Raw genomic sequence first — 19,913 nt, forward strand, 5'->3', positions numbered from 1 at the left:
CACACCGTATTTCTTCGCTGGTCACGAACGCGAAAACACGGATGTGAGTGTGGTCGAGCCATCGCGGTATATGCCTGGCTTGCGCGCCGGTATGAGAGAGGCGATTTCCATCATCCAGGACCAGAACCAGACCGCAGGCGCCGACAGCGCCGGCGGTCCCGCAACCGATGTCGCACCCGACGTTTCCCGCCCCGCCGCGGAAGCCGACACTCCGGCCTTCGCCGAATTCGGACTGAAGCCCGAGATCATCTCGGCACTCGCGGCGTCGGGCAAACACCACACCTTCGCCATCCAGGCGCTGACCCTGCCCCTGGCCCTCAAGGGCGACGACGTGATCGGGCAGGCCCGGACCGGCATGGGCAAGACCCTCGGGTTCGGCGTGCCGCTGCTGCAGCGGCTCGAGACCCCCGGCGACGGCACGCCGCAGGCGCTGGTCGTCGTCCCCACCCGCGAACTGTGCGTCCAGGTCACCAAGGACCTGGCCGAGGCGGGCGCGAACCTCGGCATCACCGTCGAGTCGATCTACGGCGGCAGGCCCTACGAACCGCAGATCGAGGCGCTGCAGCGCGGCGTGGACATCGTCGTCGGCACGCCCGGCAGGCTGCTGGACCTCGCCGAACAGCGTCACCTCGTGCTCGGCAAGGTCCGCTCGCTGGTGCTCGACGAGGCCGACGAGATGCTCGACCTGGGCTTCCTGCCCGACATCGAGCGCATCCTGCGCATGGTGCCGGAGGAGCGGCAGACGATGCTGTTCTCGGCCACCATGCCCGGGCCGATCATCAACCTGGCCAGGACGTTCCTGACCCAGCCGACTCACATCCGCGCCGAGGAGAACGACGCGGGCGCCATCCACGAGCGCACCACGCAGTTCGTCTACCGCGCCCACTCGCTGGACAAGCCCGAGCTCGTCGCGAAGGTGCTGCAGGCCGGGGGCCGCGGCCTGACGATGATCTTCACGCGCACCAAGCGCACCGCGCAGAAGGTGGCCGACGAGCTCACCGACCGCGGGTTCGCCGCGGCCGCCGTGCACGGTGACCTCGGCCAGGGCGCGCGGGAGCAGGCGCTGCGGGCCTTCCGTTCCTCGAAGGTCGACGTCCTCGTCGCCACCGACGTCGCGGCGCGCGGCATCGACGTCGACGACGTGACCCACGTCATCAACTACCAGATGCCCGAGGACGAGAAGACCTACGTCCACCGCATCGGCCGCACCGGCCGCGCGGGCAAGACGGGCGTGGCGGTGACCCTCGTCGACTGGGACGAGATCCCCCGGTGGAAGCTGATCTCCGACGAGCTCGGACTGGACCAGCCGGAGCCGGTGGAGACGTACTCGACGTCCAAGCACCTCTTCTCCGACCTCGACATCCCCGCCGACGCGACGGGCCGCCTGCCGCTGGGCAAGCGGACCCGTGAGGGGCTGTCCGCCGAGGACGCCGAGGACCTGGGCGACAAGCGGCGTGAGCGGGGCGGTTCCCGCGACGGCGGCTCTCGCGACGGGGGCGCAGCCCGCTCGCGCAACCGCAAGCCCCGCAAGCGCACGCGCGGCGGACGCTCCGAGGACGGCGGTCCGGCCGAGTCCACGGGCGCCGAGTCGCCGTCCGACGGTGAGACCGCGCAGACGGGCTCGTCCGGTTCCGGACGGTCGCGCTCGCGCCGCCGCACCCGCGGTGGCGGCAGCGGGTCGAAGCCCGCCACCGAGAGCCACGCCTCGGCCGACGGCGCCACCGGCGGTGGCGACGGGCAGGCCGACGGCGGCCAGCGACCCGCGCGCAGGCGGCGCCGCCGCGGCGGGCGCGGCCGGGGCGGTTCCGGCTCCGAGGCCTCGCAGGACACCACGTCGCAGACCACCAACACGGGCGAAACGTCGGCCGCGGCAGACTGACGTCCGTGAGCTCCACCGGATCACCAGAGCCGGAGCCGGACACCGCAACCGGCGACACGACCCACGACGGCGGCTCCGCACCCACCACGGTGCGGAGCCGCCGCTCGCCGTGGAACCGCAGGCGCGACCGCGTCGCCGCCGCGCTGCTCGCCGTGGCGGCCGTCGTCACGGGCCTCGTCGTCTGGGCGGGCAGCGACAGCCGGGCCACGATCAGTGAGACCGGCCGCGCACCCGGACGGGTGCCCGCGCAACCGGCCACCGTGCCGCCGGACCTCCACGAGGCGTGGCGGGCGCCGAGCTCGGCGACCCCGGTGCCCGTCGCGACGGCGGGCACCGTGATCACCGGCCACGACGGGGAGGTCGCAGGCCGCGATCCCGGCACCGGCGAGGTCCGCTGGCGGTACGCCCGCGACCTGCCGTTGTGCACCGTCGGCGCCGAGTGGGAACGCGCACTGGCCGTGTACCGCAAGGACGCGGGCTGCAGCGAGGTCACCCAGCTCGACGCCGGCACGGGCGCCCGCACCGCCCAGCGCAACGGCGACGCCGAACGCGGCACGCGGCTCGTCGGCGACGGCGGGTACGTCACCACCACCGGCGACCGGCTGCTGAACACCTGGCGCGACGACCTGGTCAAGAGCATGGAGTTCGGGCGCGTGTACGCCCAGGTCAACGCGGGTTACCAGCCACGGCCGAACTGCACCTACGGCACCGTCGCCGCGGCATCGGGCCGTGTCGGGGTGATCGAACGCTGTCCCGGCCGCGAGGGCGCGCTGCTGACCGTGCTCAAGGCGGCGCCGGAGGAGTCCGACCAACCGGAACAGGAGTTCTCGCAGACGCTGCCCGAACGCGGCGCCAAGCTCGTCGCGATGGTGCCCGGCGGTTCGGCGGTGCTGCTGCCCGAGGCGAGGGAACTCGCCCTGTACGACTCGAAGGGCCGGGAAAAAACCCGCTACCCGCTCGACCTTCCGCAGTCCGATCTGGACCGTGAGCCGCGCGACGGTGTGATGCCCACCGTCCGCGGGCCGCAGAACGTCTACTGGTTCACCGGCTCCCGCACGATGGCACTGTCCACGGCGGACCTGACTCCGCAGTGGACGGTGCACGGCACGCGCGGTCCGGGAACGTCGTACGCCGGGCGGTACCTCGCGCCGGTCGGCGGCGGGCTGGCCGTGCTCGACGCCGCGAGCGGCGACACCGTCCGCACGATCGCCGTCGACCGCGGCGGTTACCGAGGACCGATCCGCATGGCGACCGCGGGCCCCGTGGTGCTCGAACGCCGTGGCGACGAGGTGGTGGCACTGCGATGACCGGGAATCCCCGCACGACCGCGTTCTCCCAGCTGTCCCCGCACGGCGCCAGGCGGATCGACCTGCCCGGCGGCATCGCCGCGCTGTCCGGTCCCGAACCCGCCGACGTCGCGGGCACCGCACTGCTCGTACCCGGCTACACCGGGTCCAAAGAGGACTTCGCACCGCTGCTCGACGGCATCGCCGACGGCGGGCTGCACCCGTTGGCGATCGACCTGCCCGGCCAGTACGAGTCCCCCGGCCCCGACGACGAGGCCGCGTACCTGCCGGACCGGCTCGGCGAGGTCGTCGCAGAACTGATCACCGCGCTCGACGGCCCCGTCGTGCTGCTCGGCCACTCCTACGGCGGGCTGGTCTCGCGCGGCGCCGTACTCGCGGGAGCTCCCGTCGCAGGCCTCACCCTCCTCGACAGCGGTCCCGCCCGGCTGCCGCACGGACTGCGCGCCCAGGCTCTCGAGGCGGGTGAGCCGCTGCTGCGCACCCAGGGCGTCGAAGCCGTGTACGCGATCCGTGAGCAGCTCGGCGGCCTGCCCGCCGCGGAACTGCGCGAGTTCCTGCGCACGCGGTTCGTCAACTCGGCCGCCGCGGGACTGCTGGGCATGGCGCGCGGCCTACGCAGCGAACCGGACCGCACCGAGGAACTCGCCGCCGCACTCGGCGACCGCCCCGCGCTCGTCGTCGCGGGCGAACGCGACGACGCCTGGTCCGTCGATCTGCAGAAGGACATGGCCCGCAGGCTCGCCGCGACGTTCACCGTCGTCCCCCACGCCGCCCACTCCCCCAACACCGAGAACCCGCACTTCCTCCTCGACGTCCTCCTCACCGAGTGGCACGCCTGGCTCTGACGGCCGTCGAGAACCGAACCCCGCGTGTTGCAGTTCCGGGGGCGCGTGTTGCAGTTCAGGGGGCGCGTGTTGCGGTTCCAGGCGCTCGTGTTGCGGTTTCAGGGGCAGGTGTTGCGTATTCCGGGAGCCGCCCGGTCCGGTGTCCACGTGTCGTCCACGATCCGCGGCTGTGTGGTGCGCAGGTGATCGCGCAGCGCGGCCAGCAGTGGATGCCGGTCTCCGCTACGGAAGACCAGGGCGTGCGGGTACACGGGAGTGGGTGCGTGCACGGGGATGCGCCGCAGGTCGTGGCTCTCCGGCCACAGATAACGATCCCCACTGCCGACGAGCGTGGCCAGCGAGGCCGAGTCGGCGAGCGCGTCCATCAGTGCCTCGTCACCGAAGTGGGGACCCAGCGCGTCGATGCTCAGTCCGAACGCCTCGGACAACGCCCGGTAGAACTCCTCCCACTCCGACGCCGGCCTGATACCGGGGATCCAAATGCGGTGGCCGACCAGGTCCGCGGGTCTGGCCCACGACTCGTTCGCCATCGGGTGAGCCGGACCGACCAGGAGCTCCAGCGGCACGTCCAGGAGTCGTTCGGATCCGATCCCCGGCGGGAACCCGGATGAGGGTGGGGCGCGGAACGTGGCGTCGACCTTCCCGTCGAGCACGGCCTGAACGGCCTGGTCGGCGGTGTCCTCACTCAATGTGATCGCGTCCAGGTTCATCTCCGGGTGGGAACGGTAGAACCGGTACACGGCCTGGGCAGGAGCGATACGCCGGTTGAGGACATCGATGCGCAACGGTCTGCTGCCGGGGCTCACGGCCTGCTCGGCCTGGTCGACTGCCCTCAGGACACTCTTGGCGTGCGGCAGGAACACCTGTCCATCCAGAGTCGGCCGGGAGCCCCGGGAGGTCCGCACCAGGAGCGTGACCCCGAGGTGCCTCTCCAGGCCGGCGATCCGCTTGGAGACCGCCTGCTGACTGACCCACAGGTCCTCCGCCGCTGCCTGGAACTGCCCTGCCTCGGCGACGGCCACGAACGTCCGCAACGCTTCGACATCCATCTCGTCACCGTACGTCCACAACCAACAGTTGTTCGGAGTGCGACGCATTGTTGTTTGATCACGTTGTCCGCCCGGTGATGGGATCAGCACATGTCCACCCGCACAGACCAGGTCATGCACGTCCGCACGCCCGAATTCGCCCGACACGCGCAACGGATCGCCGAGGTGACCGACGCGACGTCACGACTCAACGCACTGCCGTTCAGCGATAACGAAGGGCGGGACGAACTACTTTCCGTTGTGTTCGGCGGCCCACTCCCGGAGTCGGTGACGATCTACCCACCACTGTTCACCGAACACGGACTCAACACGACATTCGGTGAGAACGTCTTCGTCAACCAGGGCTGCACACTCATGGACAAGGGAGGGATCCGCCTGGGCAACGGCGTGATGATCGCGCCGAAGGTCAGCCTCATCACCGGAGGTCATCCGCTGCCTCTCGCCGAACGTCGCGAGTACATCTCCTTCGCCCCGATCGTCGTCGAGAACGACGTGTGGATCGGGACAGCAGCCGTGGTCACTCAGGGGGTCACCATCGGTGCCGGTTCGGTGGTCGCGGCAGGCGCCGTCGTCACCCGGGATGTGCCCGCAGCCACGCTCGTCGCGGGAGTCCCCGCTCAGGTGATCACAACGGTCGGCTGAACCGGCGCGGCCGCGCTCCCGTGCGAGCTCAGCATCCTTGGCTCGACCGCATGCACGTCCGACGCCGACTCGGCCTCACGCCCACCAGCAGGTCCACAGTACGACACCGGCGATACCGATCACGCCGACACCTGCCAGGCTAGCGACCGCTCCCCGGGCCCGGTCGACCACCGCTGCCTGGAGCGCGATCGCCGTCACCGCACCGAGCACGTGCCACACGACCACATCCGTGCCGGGCCCGCTGTCGGTCGCGAACGCAACCACGAGCACGACGACGGCCAGCAACGCGAACCCCGCCGCGACCGACCCCGTCAGGCCTCGCCACACGCGACCGCCCACTCCGGCTCGGTCCGGCTCGGTCACGGGCGTCTCCAGTGGTTCGGTGCGGTCGTTCGCTGCGGTCGTCCTCGTCCAGCCCGGAGCCCGGGTCACGACACACCCCCTGATGATCGGTCCACCCCGGCCGCGGCGCGCGCCGGAGTTCCACCCCTGCCGCCTTCACCGCCGCCGTCAGCACTACCGACGTCAGCGCTGCCGTCGTCGCCGGTGTCGTCGTTGCCGGTGTCGTCGCGGAGTGGGGCGAGCAGGTCCCACGACCGCGCGGCAGGTCCCGCCTGTTGCCCGGCGGGGCAGCTCGGGCGGAAGTCGCACCACGAACACCGCCGGCCGGTCCGTGCGGGGAACAGGTCGTCCGGGTCGCCGCCGTCGGCCAGCTTATCGGTGGCCTGTTGCAGGTCGCCCGCGGTCTCCTCGGCGCGGGTGAGCTGCCTGCGCAGGCTGTCGGGAGTGTGCTCGGCCGCCGCCACCGTGCCGCTCGGCAGGTGGTGCAGTTCGACGCGCCGACAGGGCGTGTGCAGGGTCCGCTCGGAGGCCACGGCGTACAGCGCAAGCGCTTGCGACGAGCGCGCCTCGTGCTCGTCGGGTGCACGCCTGCCGGTCTTGTAGTCGACGACCACGAGTTCGCCGTCACGCTCGTCGATCCGGTCGGCGCGACCCTCCACGATCATCGACGCCGGGCCGTCGCCGCCTGCCGCCGGTGCGGACACCCACCGCTCGACCCCGCGCGGATCGTCGCTCACGTCGCGGTCGGCCACGTACCGGGCGACCCAGTCCTTGGCGACTCGCCGGTACTCGGCGGCCTGTTCGGAGTCGGCGAACCCGGCATCCTTCCAGTGCCGGCCCACCAGCGCGGCGGCACGCGCGGGCGTGCGCTCGGCGGCGGGCAGGTCGAACAGGGCGCGCAGGGCGTTGTGCACCACGGCACCGAGCGTGCTGTGCGCCCACGGCCCCGTGCGCTGCGGCGTCGGCCGGTCGACGTAGGCCAGCCGGTACCGGCGCGGACAGTCGTCGAACGTCGACAGGCGCGCCGGCGTCACCTTCATCAGGCGACGCGGCGTCACACCGAAGTCGAACCCCAGTTGCTCCATCCCGCGCACCGTACCGACAGTCCCCGACACCTCACGCGCCGGCGATGAAGCCACGCACGGAGTCCGCCACCAACTGCACCGCGATCGCCGCCAGCAGCAGACCCGCGATCTTCGCCAGCAGCGTGATACCGCTCTCCCGCAGCACCTTGATGAGCACGCCGGAGTAGCGCATGCACACCCAGATGATCAGGTGCACGGCGACGATGGCACTCGCCAACGCGATGTACCCGCCGGCGTCGCCGTCGGCCTCCCGGACGAACACGATCGTCGCCGCGATGGCGCCCGGTCCGGCCAGCAACGGAGTCCCCAGCGGCACGAGCGCGACGTTCACGTCGTCGGCCACCTCGGGTTCGCTGCCGCCCTTGCTCGTGAGCAGCTCGAGCGCAACCAGCAGCAACAACAACCCACCCGCGCCCTGCAGCGCCGGAATGCCGATGCCCAGGTACGCGAGGATCGCCTGCCCCGCGACCGCGAACAGCGCGACGACCAGGAACGACACCAGCACCGCCTGCAACGCCGCGCGCGCCCGCGCCGAGGGCTGCTTGCGGCCGACGAGGCTCAGGAACACCGGCACCGTGCCGGGCGGATCCATGATGACGACGAGCGTGATCAGGGCTTCGGTGAACAGCGTCAGGTTGAAGTAGTCCATCACCGCCGCCTCAGCCGCCGACCACGACGTCGGTGCCGGTGGCCTGGGCGATCAGGGCGTCGAATTCCTCCGGGGCGGTCACGTCCTGGCCGATCCCGATCGACTTGTTCGTGCCGTGGTAGTCGCTCGAGCCGGTGCGCACGAGGCCGAGGTCCTTCGCGAGTGCGCGCAGTTCGTCCCGGGTGCGGCCGTCGTGGTTGGGATGGTCCACCTCGACGCCGGTGAGTCCGCGGCGCGCCAAGGACTCGACGACCTCGGCCGACACGGTCGGCCCGCGCTGGAAGGCGAACGGATGCGCGAGCACCGTCACGCCGCCCGCCTCGGTGATCATGTCGATGGCGTGCTCGACAGGGGTGTCCCTGCGCGGCACCGAATACCCGCGGCCGCCCGTCAGGTAGCTCGCGAACGCCTCGTCGACCGTTTCGCACAGCCCGGCGCGCACGAGCGCCTGCGCCAGGTGCGGCCTGCCCGCCGGTGCGTCCGGGCCGAGGCGCGCGAAGATGTCGTCGGCGTCCACCGGAAGTCCGTCCGCCGCCATCCGGCCTGCGATCGTCCGCAACCGTGACCGTCGCTGTTCCCGCAGCCTGCTCTGCTCGGTCACGATCGCCGGGGCCTCGGGATCGAACAGGTAGGCCAGCAGGTGCACACTGACCCGGCCGCCCCTGCCGTCGTCGGATTCGCACGACAGTTCCGCACCCGGAACGAGCCACATGCCGCGTGGCAGCGCATCGGCCGCGGACTGCCAGCCCGCGGTCGTGTCGTGGTCGGTCAGCGCCACGACACCGAGCCCGGCGGCCGCCGCCACGGCGACGAGCTCGGCCGGGCCGTCCGTGCCGTCCGAGACGGTCGAATGGGTATGCAGGTCGATGCGCACGACGACCATTGTCCAACACGCAGGCCCGGCGGCCCCACGGCAGGCGCCGCGACGGCCCCGCAGCACGGCCGTGTGCTGCGGCGAGAAGGTCCGGGTCAGCCCCGGACCCTCTTGCCGCGCGCGGCGCGCTGGGCCTTGATCATCGAGAACCGCTCGGCCTGCTTCTGCTTGTCGCCGAACACGAGCTCCGAGATGGTGTCGTAGAAGTTCTCGGGCTCCGGCAGGTACCGGATCTTGTTCAGCGCCTGGATCTGACCGGCGGATTCGATGACCGTCGTGCCGTACCCGAAGATGCGTCCGCCGAAGGTCCGCTCGTAGGTGAGGTCGGTGACCTTGGTGATCGGCATCATCAGCACCTGCGTGGTCCAGACACCGGTGGTCATGATGAACCGCTTGTCGGTCACGACGAGTCGTTCGACCCACCATTCGACGACCTTGTACGCGAACCAGAGCACGACGCCCAGTGCGGCGTACCAGAGGAGGTTCTGCACGACCCACATCGACGGCGGGAGGATGTACGAGATCATCACGCAGATCGCGATCATGGCGATGGCCTCGAACACGTTCCATCCCAGACACGCCCAATGGCGTCGGATGCGGATCACCCGGCGCTCGGTGTCGAGGAGGTACTCGTCTGGATCGCGTGGAGCGAACATGGACCGAGGGTAACGCGCGTCAGGTGAAGATGTTGCTGACGAACGTGATCACGGCCTCCGCGGCGTCGCGCAGGAAGCCGATGATGTTGTTGACAAAACCCGCAGCTTGACCTGGCTGCGCGATCACGAAGAACAGAACCAACGCGACAGCGGCAATTCCTGCGAGCTTCTTCGCGTTCACGGCGATCAATCCCGTCTCTCGAGTGCAGACCAGTTGCTTGGACCTGTTGGGTGAGGTGCCACTAAGTTTGTACCGCACTACCTGTCGCTACGGGAGGTAAGTCCTGCGCTTGGGGCAGTACGCGCGGCGATCGTAGCGTGATCGCTACCCATCGTGACCGAAGGGGCGATCGCCGCGACGATCCCACGGCCCCGTCAACCCCGTCGCGCTGCCCGGCGACACGGAGACGACGGCTCGCCGCCCGCGGCGGAAGGACGGAGGACGGTATGCAGCCCATCCGGTGCGTCGGCGGCATCGTGCACGACGCCGACGGCAGACTGCTGCTCGTCCGGCGGGCCAACGAGCCGGCACGGGGCCGCTGGTCACTGCCGGGAGGTCGGGTCGAGCCCGGCGAGACGGACCGCGACGCGGTCGTGCGGGAGCTCGCCGAGGAGACGGGGTTGACCGTCGAGGCTGGCGGGTTCGTCGGCGCGGTGACGCGCGAGCCGTACCTGATCCACGACTACCGCTGCACCGTCCGAGGAGGCCGGTTGACCGCGGGAGACGACGCCTCCGACGCCCGGTGGGTCGACAGCACCGAACTCACTCGGATGGAGTACCACGACGAAGTGACGGACAACCTCGTGAGCACATTGCGTGCATGGGGAGCACTGCCTCACGACTCTCCGTGAGGGCCCGCGCAGACTGCCGTGGCGAACGCCACCGATTCCCGGCGCGGGCGGAGACTCACGCGCCGAGCCACGTCATCCGCTGGCCGTGCGGGTCGGCCAGCGCGAGCGCCTGCCCGTTCGGGGCGCCGTTTTTCCAGGTAACCAGGCCCACTGTCGGCCGAGCCGTCGACGCGTAGGCGAGCTCCTCGCGCCGCGGCAGCACGAGGCCGAGCCCGTACTCGTACGGCTCGAGAGACGCCCACCACACCGGCCTCCGCCCGGCGAGTTCACCCAGTGCAGTGACGAACTCGTCGCGGTGCTCCGGCTCCATGTACATCAGCACGTGACTCGTGAAGACGACGAGGGGCATGCCCTCCGGCACGCGGTCGGCCGCCGTGGACAGGCCACCCGCCGCATCGCCCGCGACGAGCTCCGGCACGTCCTTGGCCTGCGCATCCGCGGCCGTGCGCAGCATGCGGATCCGATCCGGCTGGTCGGCCCACACGCACGCCTCGAGCCAGGCGAGCTCGTCGTCGTCCTGCGCGTCGACCGGGTTGCGGTCGAGGCCGACCTTCGCGCCGACGTTCAGCTTGGTCGGCACCGTCGGCGGCTGGGCCCCGTCGGCGAGCTCGACCGCACAGTGCAGGCCCACCGGCGTCTTCTTCGGCCCCGCGGCGAGCTGCTCACCACCCGGCAGCCGGTACTGGTAGGCGAACCGGTCCATGCCCAGCAACAGTCCGGCGCTGCAGCCGGCCTCGACCAGGCCGACCTTGCCCTTCGCCTCCTTCGCGGCACGCGCCACGGCGGGGTAGAGCACAGCGGCGCGGTTGACCTCGTTGGTCTGTGTGAAGCGGGTCCGCAGGAGTTCCTTCACCCGGTCTCTGCGCTCGAGCAGGAACGTGCGGAACTCGGGCCACGTCGCGCCGTCCACGCCGTCCATCCCGCCGAGTGACGGGTAGTACCGCGACAACGGGTGGATCGGCTCGGCCTGGATCAGCCGGTGCGCCACCGCCAGCAGCAGATTCGGATGCGCGTCACCGCCGGTGCCCGCCTCCAGCAGCAGTGCGGCGACGTCGTCGTCCTCGGCGGCGTGACCCGCGAGGTGCGAGTACAGCGGGGAGATCCCGGCCGCCTCGTGCTCGGCGAACCGGCGCAGCCGCTCCTTCGCCGTGTCGACGTCAGCCATGCCGCCGCTCCGTCTCGACGACTACCCATGATCCGAACCGCACGTCAGAGCCCTCCTCGAAGATCCCCCAGCGATGATGCGAGACAACCCTAGAGGTACCCTTGACCATCGGCGCACAACGCGTCAACGCGAGCAACACCACGTCGCGCAGGCCGGCCGAAGGAGGTGAGGAATGCAGATGAGCAGTGACGACAGTCCGCCCAGTACGTCGAATCGGCCCAGTACGTCGAATTCGCTCAGTACGCCCAGCCCGCTCAGTACGGGCACCGCTTCCTCACGCCGGTCCGAATCGGCCTGACCCTCCGGCGAGCAGCGATTCCGACGGTGTCGGACACCGCACTCCCCTTGCCGTGAGGCATGCGCCACGGGTCGCAGACGGCGAGACCCTCGCCGCCGCGGCCCTCACTTCGCTCCAGCGCGGAAGCGGTCCTGAGTACCCGCCCGCGTCGCCGGTCGAGCGCCGGCCACGCGTGGCACCTCAGTGATGATCCGGCGACACCCAGCCTGGAGAAGCCATGCCTGCGATTCCTTCCTTCGGCAACCTGCGGGGCCGCGGCGGGGGCGTCCGCGGCCGCCGCGCGCCCGCGCAGACCGCCCAGCGCCGGCCGCAGCCGCTGTCGGCGTCCGTCGTCGACTGCGGTGTCTACGTCGGCGGCGAGCGCAGGCCCGGGACCTGGACGCACGAGGAGGCGGTCCGCGAGGTCCGCGACCGCGACGACGGGTTCGTGTGGATCGGCCTCCACGAGCCGACCGAGCTCCAGATCCAGGGCATCGCGGAGACGTTCGGGCTGCACGAGCTCGCCGTCGAGGACGCCGTGCACGCGCATCAGCGCCCGAAGCTGGAGCGCTACGACGACACGCTGTTCATGGTGTTCCGGACGGTGCGCTACATCGAGCACTCCTCGCCGACGACGGCCAACGAGATCGTCGAGTCCGGCGAGCTGATGGCGTTCCTCGGCAAGGACTTCATCATCACGGTGCGGCACGGGAAGCACACGGGACTGGCGCGGTTGCGGCGCGAGCTGGACGCCGATCCGGAACGGTTGCAGAACGGGCCTGCCGACGTGCTGCACGCGATCGCCGACCACGTCGTCGACCACTTCCTCGACGTCACCGACAAGATCGAGGACGACATCGACGAGATGGAAGCCGAGGTGTTCGCCCCGCGCAGTCGCGTCACGTCGGAGCAGATCTACCTGTTCAAACGTGAGGTGCTGGAGCTGCGCCGCGCGGTCTCGCCGCTGGCGACGCCGATGCGCAGGCTGTCCGAGGGCTACACCCGGCTCGTGCCCGAGGACGTGCGCTCGTACTTCCGCAACGTGCACGACCACGTCACGACCGTCGCCGAACGTGTCGAGTCGTTCGACGAACTGCTGACGACCCTGGTGGACGCCACGCTGGGGAAGATCACGCTGCAACTGAACTCGGACATGCGCAAGATCACCGCGTGGGCGGCGATCATCGCCGTGCCGACCGCCATCGCGGGCATCTACGGCATGAACTTCGAGTACATGCCGGAGTTGAACTTCAAGTACGGCTATCCGCTGGTGCTCGGCATCATCCTCGGGCTCTGTCTGCTGCTCTATCGAATATTCCGGAAGAACCGCTGGCTCTGAGCACCCGCTCGGGCCTGCGTTGAGGGGCACATCCGGTTTTCGATCGATCATTCGTGGGGAGTTGTCATGATCCGCAAGCTCATGGACCTGAAGTTCTGGGGCGTCATGCTGGGCATCGCCTGGCTCGTGATGGTCGTCGCCCTCATCGCGGTCAACCCCGAGGCCGCAGCGGTGGCCCACTGACGCACCGATCCACCGAGGCCGCACGCGTGTCCTGCACCCGGAGGCGTGTGTTCTGCACTCGGACGAGCCGCCGGGCCCGCTTTCGCACGTGTCCCGCGCCCGCGCGAGTCGTATCCTGTCGCCATGGTGCGAGCGCTGGTGGTCGCCGACGAGGTCGACGAGTCGCTGTGGTGCGGTCGGGACGTCGACCTGTCCGTCGACGTCGTGCTCGGTGCGGGCGACCTGCCGTTCGGCTACCTGGAGCACCTCGCGGACCTGTTGGACGTACCGGTGGTGTTCGTGCCGGGCAACCACGACCCGGACCTGACCGGGTTCACGCGCCATCGCGGACTGTCGCTGCGCGGCGGTGTTCCGACGTCGTGGCCGGGCCCGGCGGGCGGGATCGACGCGGACGGCCGGGTGGTCGACGTCGCGGGACTGCGGATCGCGGGGCTCGGCGGGTCGGTCCATTACAACGGCGGGCCGAACCAGTGGACGCAACGGGCGCAGGCGCGCCGCGCGCGCAGGCTGGTGCGGCGCGCCCGCGGCCGTCCGGTGGACGTCCTGCTGACCCACTCGCCGCCACGCGGGGTCGGCGACCGCGAGGACCCGCCCCACCACGGTTTCGACTGTCTACACGCGACGGTTCACCGGCTGCGCCCGCGGTGGCTGCTGCACGGGCACATCCACCCGTACGGCGAGGCCGTGGCCGACCGCCGGATCGACGACACGGCGGTGCGCAACGTCGTGGGCAGTCACGTACTCGAACTCGGGTCGCTGGTGCAGCCGGCATGAACCGCGACACCGGCTTCCCCCGGGCCGACGCGGAACACGACTTCCTGCGCGCCCGCAGACGGCAGGTGTTGTCGCGGCTCGCGACATGGCTGCGCGGTGAACCCGACGACGTGAACATCACGCTGCCGTTCGACGAGGTCGTCGCCGCGCTCGGCTGGGAGGGCCAGCGGCGCCTCGGACTGCGGGTGATCGCGCTGGACAGCATCGTCGGCAGCGTGGACCGCGGCTCCGACTTCGACCGCCGGTTCCGGCCGACGTCGGGCAGGGTGCGGCAGCGGTGGGAACGGCTCGCGCTGGCCAGCCGCCGCGGTGAGGCAATCCCGCCGATCGAGGTGTACCGCGTGGGCGAGCTGCACTTCGTCATCGACGGCCACCACCGCGTGTCCGTGGCGCACGCGCTGGGGCTCGGCACGATCGACGCGCTGGTGACCGAGGTCCGCACGACACTCGACCCCGCGGGCATCCGCTACCGGGGTGATCTGATCGTCAAGGACTACCGGCGGCTGTTCCTGGAACGCGTGCCGCTGACCGGCGAGGCGCGTGCGTCGGTCGTCGTCACGGACCCGTGGGACTACGCAGAGCTCGGCGAACACGTCGAGGCGTGGGGGTTCCGGCTGATGCAGGACTCCGGCACGTTCCTCGACCGCGCCACGATCGCCGCGCGGTGGTACGCCGACGAGTACCAGCCGGTGGTGCAGATGCTGCGGCAGGCCGATCTCGTCGGCACGCGGACCGAGGCCGAGGCGTACCTGTGGGTCGCGGGTGAGCGCTACCACCTCATCCGGACCCACACCTGGGACGACGACGTCTTCGAGGCCCTCCGCGCCCGGCGCCGGTGAACGCCGCGGGCCCGGCGCCACTCACGCCGTACCCGCCGAACACGGCCCGCTCCGGACCGGAACGTCAGCCGTCGAACGTCAGGTTCCTGCCCGACTTCGGGTCGAACAGCTGGAGGCGGTCCGGGTCGAACCAGACCTCGAGCGCCCCGCCCTCGGCCGCGGCCGAGGCCGCGTCGAGCCGGGTCACGATCGTCGACCCGCTGCCGGGCACGTCCGCCGAGCCCGCGTCGGCGGCGAGCTCCGCCAGCTCCTCGTTGACGGCCGCCTGCTCCTCGAGGGAGAAGTAGGCGTACTTCTCGGCGCCCATCGACTCGAGAACGTCCACAGTGGAACGGAACGTCGCACCGGACTCGCGGTGTTTGTCGTCCACGAGCGAGACGTCCTCGAAGTGCTCCGGCCTGATACCCGCGATGACCTCGCGCGGCCCGCCGGCAGCCTCGACCAGACTGCGCACCCGGTCGGTCAACGGCACCGTGCCGAGCGGGCTCTTGAGCGACCCGTCCTCCAGCGCCGCCGGGACGAAGTTCATCGACGGCGAGCCGATGAAGCCGGCGACGAACAGATTCGCGGGCTGGTCGTAGAGGAACTGCGGAGAGCCGATCTGCTGCACGTGACCGCCGCGCAGCACGACGACCCGGTCGCCGAGGGTCATCGCCTCGGTCTGGTCGTGCGTGACGTACACGGTCGTCGTACCGAGCTGCTTCTGCAGTTTCGACACCGACGTGCGCATCTGCCCGCGCAGCTTGGCGTCCAGATTGGACAACGGCTCGTCCATGAGGAACGCCTTCGGGCTGCGCACGATCGCGCGGCCCATCGCGACCCGCTGGCGCTGCCCGCCGGACAGGTTCGCGGGCCTGCGGTCCAGGTGCTGTGTCAGGTCGAGGATCCGCGCCGCCTCCTCGACCTTCTCGTCGACCGTCGCGCCGTCGACCTTCGCCAGCCGCAGCGGGAACGCCATGTTCTCCCGCACGCTCATGTGCGGGTACAGCGCGTACGACTGGAACACCATCGCGATGTCGCGGTCCTTCGGCGACTTCTCGTTGGCACGCTCCCCGTCGATCCGCAGCTCGCCGCCCGAGATGTCCTCGAGACCGGCGATCATGTTCAGCGCGGTCGACTTCCCGCACCCCGACGGACCGACCAGGATGATGAACTCACCGTCGGCGATCTCGATGTTCATCTCGGACACGGCGCGGGCTCCGTCGGGGTAGCGCTTGGTCACCTTGTCGAGCACGATCTCTGCCATTGCCTTACCCCTTCACGGCACCGGACGTCAGCCCCGCGACGATGCGGCGCTGGAAGAACAACACGAACAGAATGATCGGAATGGTGATCACCACGGCGGCCGCGGAGATCGTTCCCGTCGGGTCGTCGAACTGCGACGTCCCGGTGAAGAACGACAGGGCCGCGGGAACGGTTCGCGACGCCTCGGTCGAGGTCAGCGAGATCGCGAACAGGAAGTCGTTCCAGCACAGGATGAACACCAGGATCGCCGTGGTGAACACACCCGGTGCCGCCAGCGGGGCGATCACCCTCCGGAAGGCCTGAGCCGGGGTGGCGCCGTCCATCTTCGCCGCCTTCTCCAGCTCCCACGGGATCTCGCGGAAGAACGACGAGAGCGTGTAGATCGCCAGCGGCAGCGCGAACGTGATGTACGGCAGGATCAGGCCGGGCCACGTGTCGAACAGGCCCAGTTCCCGCTCGATGTTGAACAGCGGCGTGACCAGCGAGATCTGCGGGAACATCGCGATCAGCAGCGACACCCCGACGAGCAGTTTCTTGCCGGGGAAGTCGAGCCGGGCGATCGCGTACGCCGCCATCATGCCGAGAACCACCGCGATGAACGTGGCGATCAGCGCGATGCCGATCGAGTTGAACAACGGCCGGATGAACTCGGTCGTCGCGAAGATGTCCCTGTAGTTCTGCAGCGTCCATTCCCGCGGGACGAAGTTCCCGTCGGCGACCGTGTCCTTGGTCTTGAGCGACAACGACGCGATCCACAGCACCGGGACGAGCGCGTACACCACGACGACGATGTCGAGCAGCGCCCAGCGCGCCTTGCGGCCTGCAGTGGCCGGCTGCATTGCCATCAGCGCTTCCCTCCGTCGTCGCTGCCCGGCGCGGCCGTGCCGAAGCCCTTGACGAACAGGAACGCGATCAGCGCCACCGTCAGGAAGATCAGCACCGCCATGGCGGATCCGATACCGAGATTCAGCCCCTTGATGAGGTTGTTGTAGGTCTGCATCGACACCGACGACGTGTCGTTCGACCCGCCCGTGAGCACGAAGATGTTGTCGAAGATCCGGAACGCGTCGAGTGTGCGGAACAGCAACGCCACCAGGATCGCCGGCTTCATCACCGGCAGCATCACCTTGGTGAACCGCTGCCAGGCGTTCGCCCCGTCCATCGAGGCGGCACGCATCAGGTCGTCGGGTACGAGCGCCAGGCCCGCCATCAGCAGCAGCGCCATGAACGGCGTCGTCTTCCACACCTCGGCCAGCGCGATGATCAGCAACGACGACCCGTACTCGGTGAGCGGGGCGCTGCCGTCGGCGAAGAGGTTGGCGAGATACCCCGTTTCCGGCGTCCAGGCGTAGTACCACGAGAACGCGGCCGCCACGGTGACGATGCCGTACGGGATCAGCGCGACCGTCCGGACCAGCCCGCGCCCGACGAGGGTGCGATGCATGACCAGTGCCAGCGCCATGCCGAGCACGAACTCGATGGCGACGGTGACCACCGTGATCAGCATCGTCGTGCCGAAGGCGGTCCACCAGTAGGGGTTCGACAGCACCGCGATGTAGTTGTCGAGCCCGACGAACTCCTGCTCGCCGGGGAAGCGCAGGTCGTAGCGCTGCAGCGACAGCCAGATCGAGTAGACGATCGGGTACCCGGTGACGGCGAGCATGACGATCGCCGCGGGTGCGCACAACAGCCAGCCGAGCCTGCGTTCGGCCTTCCGGCCTTCGCTGAGCTTGGCCTTCTTCGGTGGTTCGGTCGACGCCGCGGACTCCTCGCCCGGTGCGTCGGTGACCGCGTGGCTCATGGGATCACGCCCTTCGAGTCGAGCGCGTCGGTGAGTTCCTCCCGGAGCCGCTCCGCCGTGCGCTGAGGGTCGATGTCGGACGGTGGGGACAGCACCTTGGCCATCACCGTGGAGAGGTTCTGGTACGCGGGCGTCAGCGGCCGGACCGCCGCGTTCTGCAGCGCCTCCTTGATCGCCCCGCGCATCGGGTACTCCGTCGCCATGCTCGGGTTGTCCTCGGGGTCGGCGGGCTTCGACGGATCGAGGGGCTCGGTGTCGTCGTAGACCGTCTCGATGCTCGGCGGCACGCCGTCCTTCAACGCCGAGTACTTCTGGTGCTCGGCGCTGCGCAGGCACAACGCGGCCTCGAAGGCCGCGGGCTTGTTCGTCGACGCCGACGAGACGGCCAGGTCGTAGCCGCCGATGGTGCTGCGACCCGGTTCGCCCTGCTGGACGCTCGGGTACGGCGCCCACTTGAAGTGCTGCAGCGTGTCCGGCTTCTCCGCGGCGTACGAGGCGTAGACGAACGGCCAGTTGAGCTCGAAAGCGCCGCGGCCCTGCTGCATCGCCAGGCGAACCTCGTCCTCCTGCTGGTTCGTCAGCGACGGGTCCGTCAGCCCGGAGGTCGTGATCTCCTTGAGGATCCGCAACGCCTCGACGGCGCCCTCGTCGATGACCACGCGTTCGCCGTCGTCGGAGAGGATGCGCCCGCCCGCCGATTCGACGAGGGAGTTGTAGAACACGACGAGGCCCTCGTACTGCGCACCGGTGAACAGGATCTGGTGCGGCTCGCCCTCACGCTTGAGCCGTTTCGAATCCCGAATCATCTCGTCCCATGTGGACGGCGGTTCCGGTGTGATGCGGTCGTCGTACCAGAGCAGCTGGACGTTCGTGTTCTTCGGCGCGGCCCAGAGTTTGCCGTCCCACTGTGCGGTCGCCAGCGGACCCGGCAGCACGTCGCGCTCCGCCTCGGCCTTGCGGTCGCCGGTCCACTCCTCGATCCAGCCGGCCTCGGCGAACTCCGGCACCCACGTGACGTCGAGTCCCAGCACGTCCATCGTCTCGTCGCCCGCCGCGAGTCTGCGGACCATTTGCTCCCGCTGACCGTCGGCGTCACGGGGCAGCTTGTGGTAGACGATCCGGTACCGGCCGTCGGCCTGCTCGTTGCAGTCGTCGACGACCGTCTGGAAGTTGTCCTCCGGGGCGTAGTAGACGTCGATCGTCCGGTTGTCGTCGGTGCCGCATGCAGTGACCAGGCCGGCGCCGGTGACCAGCGCGCAGGCCAGCACCGCCGCCCGTACGGGTGGTCGGTGCCTGCGCGGCCGCGTCGGCGGTAGCGCCATCTCCTCCTCCTCCACGTAGTACACGCGGGGCCGGAGGAAACGGCCTCCGCACCCCGTCGTGCGTGAGAATCCGGAATCGCGATCGTCGGACCGCTCGAATGATCGCCGGGAAAGGTATTCCCAACGACCACGGACGGCAAGCGCGGACTGTAACGATTCGGTCGGAGACGGGCCGAAACCCGACGAAAGAACTACTCCAGGACGGCGGTGCCCGCGGCGCCCGGGATCAGGTGATGATCACTCGGGGTGGCGTCAGCCGTGGGTGCCCATGTTCAGCTTCGCGAGCAGGTCGCGGCCCTGCTCGGCATTCCGCGGCTGGCACAGCACGTCGTAGCGGCCCGCCACCAGCTGACTCGACGACGAGAAGTCCCGCCTGCCGCGGGTCGACGCGTAACTCACCGCCGCGAACGCCACGCCGAAGCCGATGCCGACGACGAGTCCGATGAGGATCGGCGCCAGGGCCATGCCCTCGGTGTTGTTGCTGAACATGCTCAGCAACAGGCCGACGAACAGGCCGAACCACGCACCGGATGCCGCACCGGTGCCGAGCACCCGGCCCCATGACAGCCGCCCGATGACGCGTTCCACGAGCATCAGGTCGACGCCGACGATCGTCACGTCGCGCACGGCGAAGTCGTTGTCGGCGAGGTGGTCGACGGCCCGCTGCGCTTCCTCGTAGGTGTTGTACGAACCGATCGGCCAACCGGTCGGTGGTGTGGGCAGCTTCGGCTGTCCCGGAGCCTGGCGGCCTGACGACAGTGGACCGGTCACGATCATCACCTGTGCTT

General features: G+C 69.9%; 20 protein-coding genes and 1 pseudogene. 8 read left to right on the plus strand and 13 right to left on the minus strand.

Features of this window, described 5'->3' with window-relative positions:
- The first annotated feature begins 91 nt into the window (after positions 1–91).
- The 3 genes from LY13_RS20250 to LY13_RS20260 are packed head-to-tail and all read left to right on the plus strand — an operon-like array spanning position 92 to position 4,031.
- Positions 92–1,879: a DEAD/DEAH box helicase gene (locus LY13_RS20250; protein WP_253830184.1), complete on the plus strand. Its 1,788-nt coding sequence runs from the start codon at positions 92–94 to the stop codon at positions 1,877–1,879.
- Between the two features lie 5 nt (positions 1,880–1,884).
- The gene (locus LY13_RS20255; RefSeq protein WP_253830185.1) at positions 1,885–3,186 is read left to right on the plus strand and encodes an Rv3212 family protein; all 1,302 of its coding nucleotides are present in this window, start codon (positions 1,885–1,887) and stop codon (positions 3,184–3,186) included.
- A complete protein-coding gene (locus LY13_RS20260) occupies positions 3,183–4,031 on the plus strand; it encodes an alpha/beta fold hydrolase (RefSeq protein ID WP_253830186.1) in 849 nt (282 codons plus the stop codon). Before LY13_RS20255 ends, LY13_RS20260 begins: the two co-directional genes overlap by 4 nt.
- A 98-nt stretch (positions 4,032–4,129) precedes the next feature.
- On the opposite strand, the gene LY13_RS20265 is transcribed toward LY13_RS20260, so the two are convergent.
- Complete coding sequence (locus LY13_RS20265) at positions 4,130–5,080, minus strand: LysR family transcriptional regulator (protein WP_253830187.1); 951 nt, start codon at positions 5,078–5,080, stop codon at positions 4,130–4,132.
- A gap of 90 nt (positions 5,081–5,170) precedes the next feature.
- On the opposite strand from LY13_RS20265, the gene LY13_RS20270 reads away from it, so the two are divergent.
- On the plus strand, positions 5,171–5,722 hold the full coding sequence (locus LY13_RS20270; RefSeq protein ID WP_253830188.1) for a sugar O-acetyltransferase: 552 nt from the start codon (positions 5,171–5,173) through the stop codon (positions 5,720–5,722).
- Between the two features lie 75 nt (positions 5,723–5,797).
- On the opposite strand, the gene LY13_RS20275 is transcribed toward LY13_RS20270, so the two are convergent.
- The 6 genes and pseudogenes from LY13_RS20275 to LY13_RS20300 form a co-directional block, all read right to left on the minus strand.
- Positions 5,798–6,154, minus strand: coding sequence for a hypothetical protein (locus LY13_RS20275; protein ID WP_253830189.1), 357 nt, complete (start codon positions 6,152–6,154; stop codon positions 5,798–5,800).
- Positions 6,155–6,297: 143 nt separating this feature from the next.
- A pseudogene (locus LY13_RS20280) lies at positions 6,298–7,149 on the minus strand (RecB family exonuclease); the annotation flags it as partial.
- A gap of 31 nt (positions 7,150–7,180) precedes the next feature.
- Positions 7,181–7,798, minus strand: coding sequence for a MarC family protein (locus LY13_RS20285; RefSeq protein ID WP_301299409.1), 618 nt, complete (start codon positions 7,796–7,798; stop codon positions 7,181–7,183).
- A 10-nt stretch (positions 7,799–7,808) separates the two neighbouring features.
- Complete coding sequence (locus tag LY13_RS20290) at positions 7,809–8,681, minus strand: PHP domain-containing protein (RefSeq protein ID WP_253830191.1); 873 nt, start codon at positions 8,679–8,681, stop codon at positions 7,809–7,811.
- An 86-nt stretch (positions 8,682–8,767) separates the two neighbouring features.
- Entirely contained in the window at positions 8,768–9,328 is a 561-nt protein-coding gene (locus LY13_RS20295; protein ID WP_253830192.1) for a PH domain-containing protein, read from the minus strand.
- Between the two features lie 19 nt (positions 9,329–9,347).
- On the minus strand, positions 9,348–9,509 hold the full coding sequence (locus LY13_RS20300; protein ID WP_183657701.1) for a hypothetical protein: 162 nt from the start codon (positions 9,507–9,509) through the stop codon (positions 9,348–9,350).
- 266 nt (positions 9,510–9,775) lie between these two features.
- Between LY13_RS20300 and LY13_RS20305 the strand changes: the two genes are divergently transcribed.
- Positions 9,776–10,180, plus strand: a complete 405-nt coding sequence (locus LY13_RS20305; RefSeq protein WP_253830193.1) for an NUDIX hydrolase — start codon at positions 9,776–9,778, stop codon at positions 10,178–10,180.
- 55 nt (positions 10,181–10,235) lie between these two features.
- Here LY13_RS20305 and LY13_RS20310 read toward each other — a convergent pair whose 3' ends face one another.
- A complete protein-coding gene (locus tag LY13_RS20310; RefSeq protein WP_253830194.1) occupies positions 10,236–11,345 on the minus strand; it encodes a DUF2332 domain-containing protein in 1,110 nt (369 codons plus the stop codon).
- 515 nt (positions 11,346–11,860) lie between these two features.
- Here LY13_RS20310 and corA point away from each other — a divergent pair.
- From corA to LY13_RS20325, 3 genes are all read left to right on the plus strand, one after another.
- Entirely contained in the window at positions 11,861–12,961 is a 1,101-nt protein-coding gene (gene corA / locus LY13_RS20315; RefSeq protein WP_253830195.1) for a magnesium/cobalt transporter CorA, read from the plus strand.
- A 306-nt stretch (positions 12,962–13,267) separates the two neighbouring features.
- Positions 13,268–13,918 (plus strand): metallophosphoesterase family protein, encoded by a 651-nt coding sequence (locus tag LY13_RS20320; protein ID WP_253830196.1) that lies wholly within the window; start codon positions 13,268–13,270, stop codon positions 13,916–13,918.
- Positions 13,915–14,757, plus strand: a complete 843-nt coding sequence (locus tag LY13_RS20325) for a chromosome partitioning protein ParB (protein WP_253830197.1) — start codon at positions 13,915–13,917, stop codon at positions 14,755–14,757. The genes LY13_RS20320 and LY13_RS20325 overlap by 4 nt, the downstream gene beginning before the upstream one ends.
- 64 nt (positions 14,758–14,821) lie before the next feature.
- Here LY13_RS20325 and LY13_RS20330 read toward each other — a convergent pair whose 3' ends face one another.
- The 5 genes from LY13_RS20330 to LY13_RS20350 all read right to left on the minus strand — a co-directional run bounded on the left by LY13_RS20330 (position 14,822) and on the right by LY13_RS20350 (position 19,902).
- On the minus strand, positions 14,822–16,003 hold the full coding sequence (locus LY13_RS20330) for an ABC transporter ATP-binding protein (RefSeq protein ID WP_253830198.1): 1,182 nt from the start codon (positions 16,001–16,003) through the stop codon (positions 14,822–14,824).
- 4 nt (positions 16,004–16,007) lie between these two features.
- Positions 16,008–16,847: a carbohydrate ABC transporter permease gene (locus tag LY13_RS20335; RefSeq protein WP_253830199.1), complete on the minus strand. Its 840-nt coding sequence runs from the start codon at positions 16,845–16,847 to the stop codon at positions 16,008–16,010.
- Positions 16,847–17,803, minus strand: coding sequence for a carbohydrate ABC transporter permease (locus LY13_RS20340; RefSeq protein WP_253830200.1), 957 nt, complete (start codon positions 17,801–17,803; stop codon positions 16,847–16,849). Before LY13_RS20340 ends, LY13_RS20335 begins: the two co-directional genes overlap by 1 nt.
- Positions 17,800–19,125, minus strand: a complete 1,326-nt coding sequence (locus LY13_RS20345) for an ABC transporter substrate-binding protein (RefSeq protein WP_253830201.1) — start codon at positions 19,123–19,125, stop codon at positions 17,800–17,802. Before LY13_RS20345 ends, LY13_RS20340 begins: the two co-directional genes overlap by 4 nt.
- 252 nt (positions 19,126–19,377) lie before the next feature.
- Positions 19,378–19,902, minus strand: coding sequence for a general stress protein (locus LY13_RS20350; RefSeq protein ID WP_253830202.1), 525 nt, complete (start codon positions 19,900–19,902; stop codon positions 19,378–19,380).
- Between the last annotated feature and the right edge of the window lie 11 nt (positions 19,903–19,913).

Origin of the sequence: Prauserella aidingensis (genome assembly GCF_024171865.1) — a bacterium.
GTDB classification, from domain to species: domain Bacteria; phylum Actinomycetota; class Actinomycetes; order Mycobacteriales; family Pseudonocardiaceae; genus Prauserella; species Prauserella aidingensis.

Excerpts from the sequence above, each read along its gene's own strand:
- LY13_RS20250 (WP_253830184.1), top strand. The coding sequence starts at position 92 with ATGAGAGAGGCGATTTCCATCATCCAGGACCAGAACCAGACCGCAGGC.
- LY13_RS20260 (WP_253830186.1), top strand. The coding sequence starts at position 3,183 with ATGACCGGGAATCCCCGCACGACCGCGTTCTCCCAGCTGTCCCCGCAC.
- LY13_RS20265 (WP_253830187.1), bottom strand. The coding sequence starts at position 5,080 with ATGGATGTCGAAGCGTTGCGGACGTTCGTGGCCGTCGCCGAGGCAGGG.
- LY13_RS20270 (WP_253830188.1), top strand. The coding sequence starts at position 5,171 with ATGTCCACCCGCACAGACCAGGTCATGCACGTCCGCACGCCCGAATTC.
- LY13_RS20285 (WP_301299409.1), bottom strand. The coding sequence starts at position 7,798 with ATGGACTACTTCAACCTGACGCTGTTCACCGAAGCCCTGATCACGCTC.
- LY13_RS20290 (WP_253830191.1), bottom strand. The coding sequence starts at position 8,681 with ATGGTCGTCGTGCGCATCGACCTGCATACCCATTCGACCGTCTCGGAC.
- LY13_RS20295 (WP_253830192.1), bottom strand. The coding sequence starts at position 9,328 with ATGTTCGCTCCACGCGATCCAGACGAGTACCTCCTCGACACCGAGCGC.
- LY13_RS20305 (WP_253830193.1), top strand. The coding sequence starts at position 9,776 with ATGCAGCCCATCCGGTGCGTCGGCGGCATCGTGCACGACGCCGACGGC.
- LY13_RS20310 (WP_253830194.1), bottom strand. The coding sequence starts at position 11,345 with ATGGCTGACGTCGACACGGCGAAGGAGCGGCTGCGCCGGTTCGCCGAG.
- corA (WP_253830195.1), top strand. The coding sequence starts at position 11,861 with ATGCCTGCGATTCCTTCCTTCGGCAACCTGCGGGGCCGCGGCGGGGGC.
- LY13_RS20320 (WP_253830196.1), top strand. The coding sequence starts at position 13,268 with ATGGTGCGAGCGCTGGTGGTCGCCGACGAGGTCGACGAGTCGCTGTGG.
- LY13_RS20325 (WP_253830197.1), top strand. The coding sequence starts at position 13,915 with ATGAACCGCGACACCGGCTTCCCCCGGGCCGACGCGGAACACGACTTC.
- LY13_RS20330 (WP_253830198.1), bottom strand. The coding sequence starts at position 16,003 with ATGGCAGAGATCGTGCTCGACAAGGTGACCAAGCGCTACCCCGACGGA.
- LY13_RS20335 (WP_253830199.1), bottom strand. The coding sequence starts at position 16,847 with ATGGCAATGCAGCCGGCCACTGCAGGCCGCAAGGCGCGCTGGGCGCTG.
- LY13_RS20340 (WP_253830200.1), bottom strand. The coding sequence starts at position 17,803 with ATGAGCCACGCGGTCACCGACGCACCGGGCGAGGAGTCCGCGGCGTCG.
- LY13_RS20345 (WP_253830201.1), bottom strand. The coding sequence starts at position 19,125 with ATGGCGCTACCGCCGACGCGGCCGCGCAGGCACCGACCACCCGTACGG.
- LY13_RS20350 (WP_253830202.1), bottom strand. The coding sequence starts at position 19,902 with ATGATCGTGACCGGTCCACTGTCGTCAGGCCGCCAGGCTCCGGGACAG.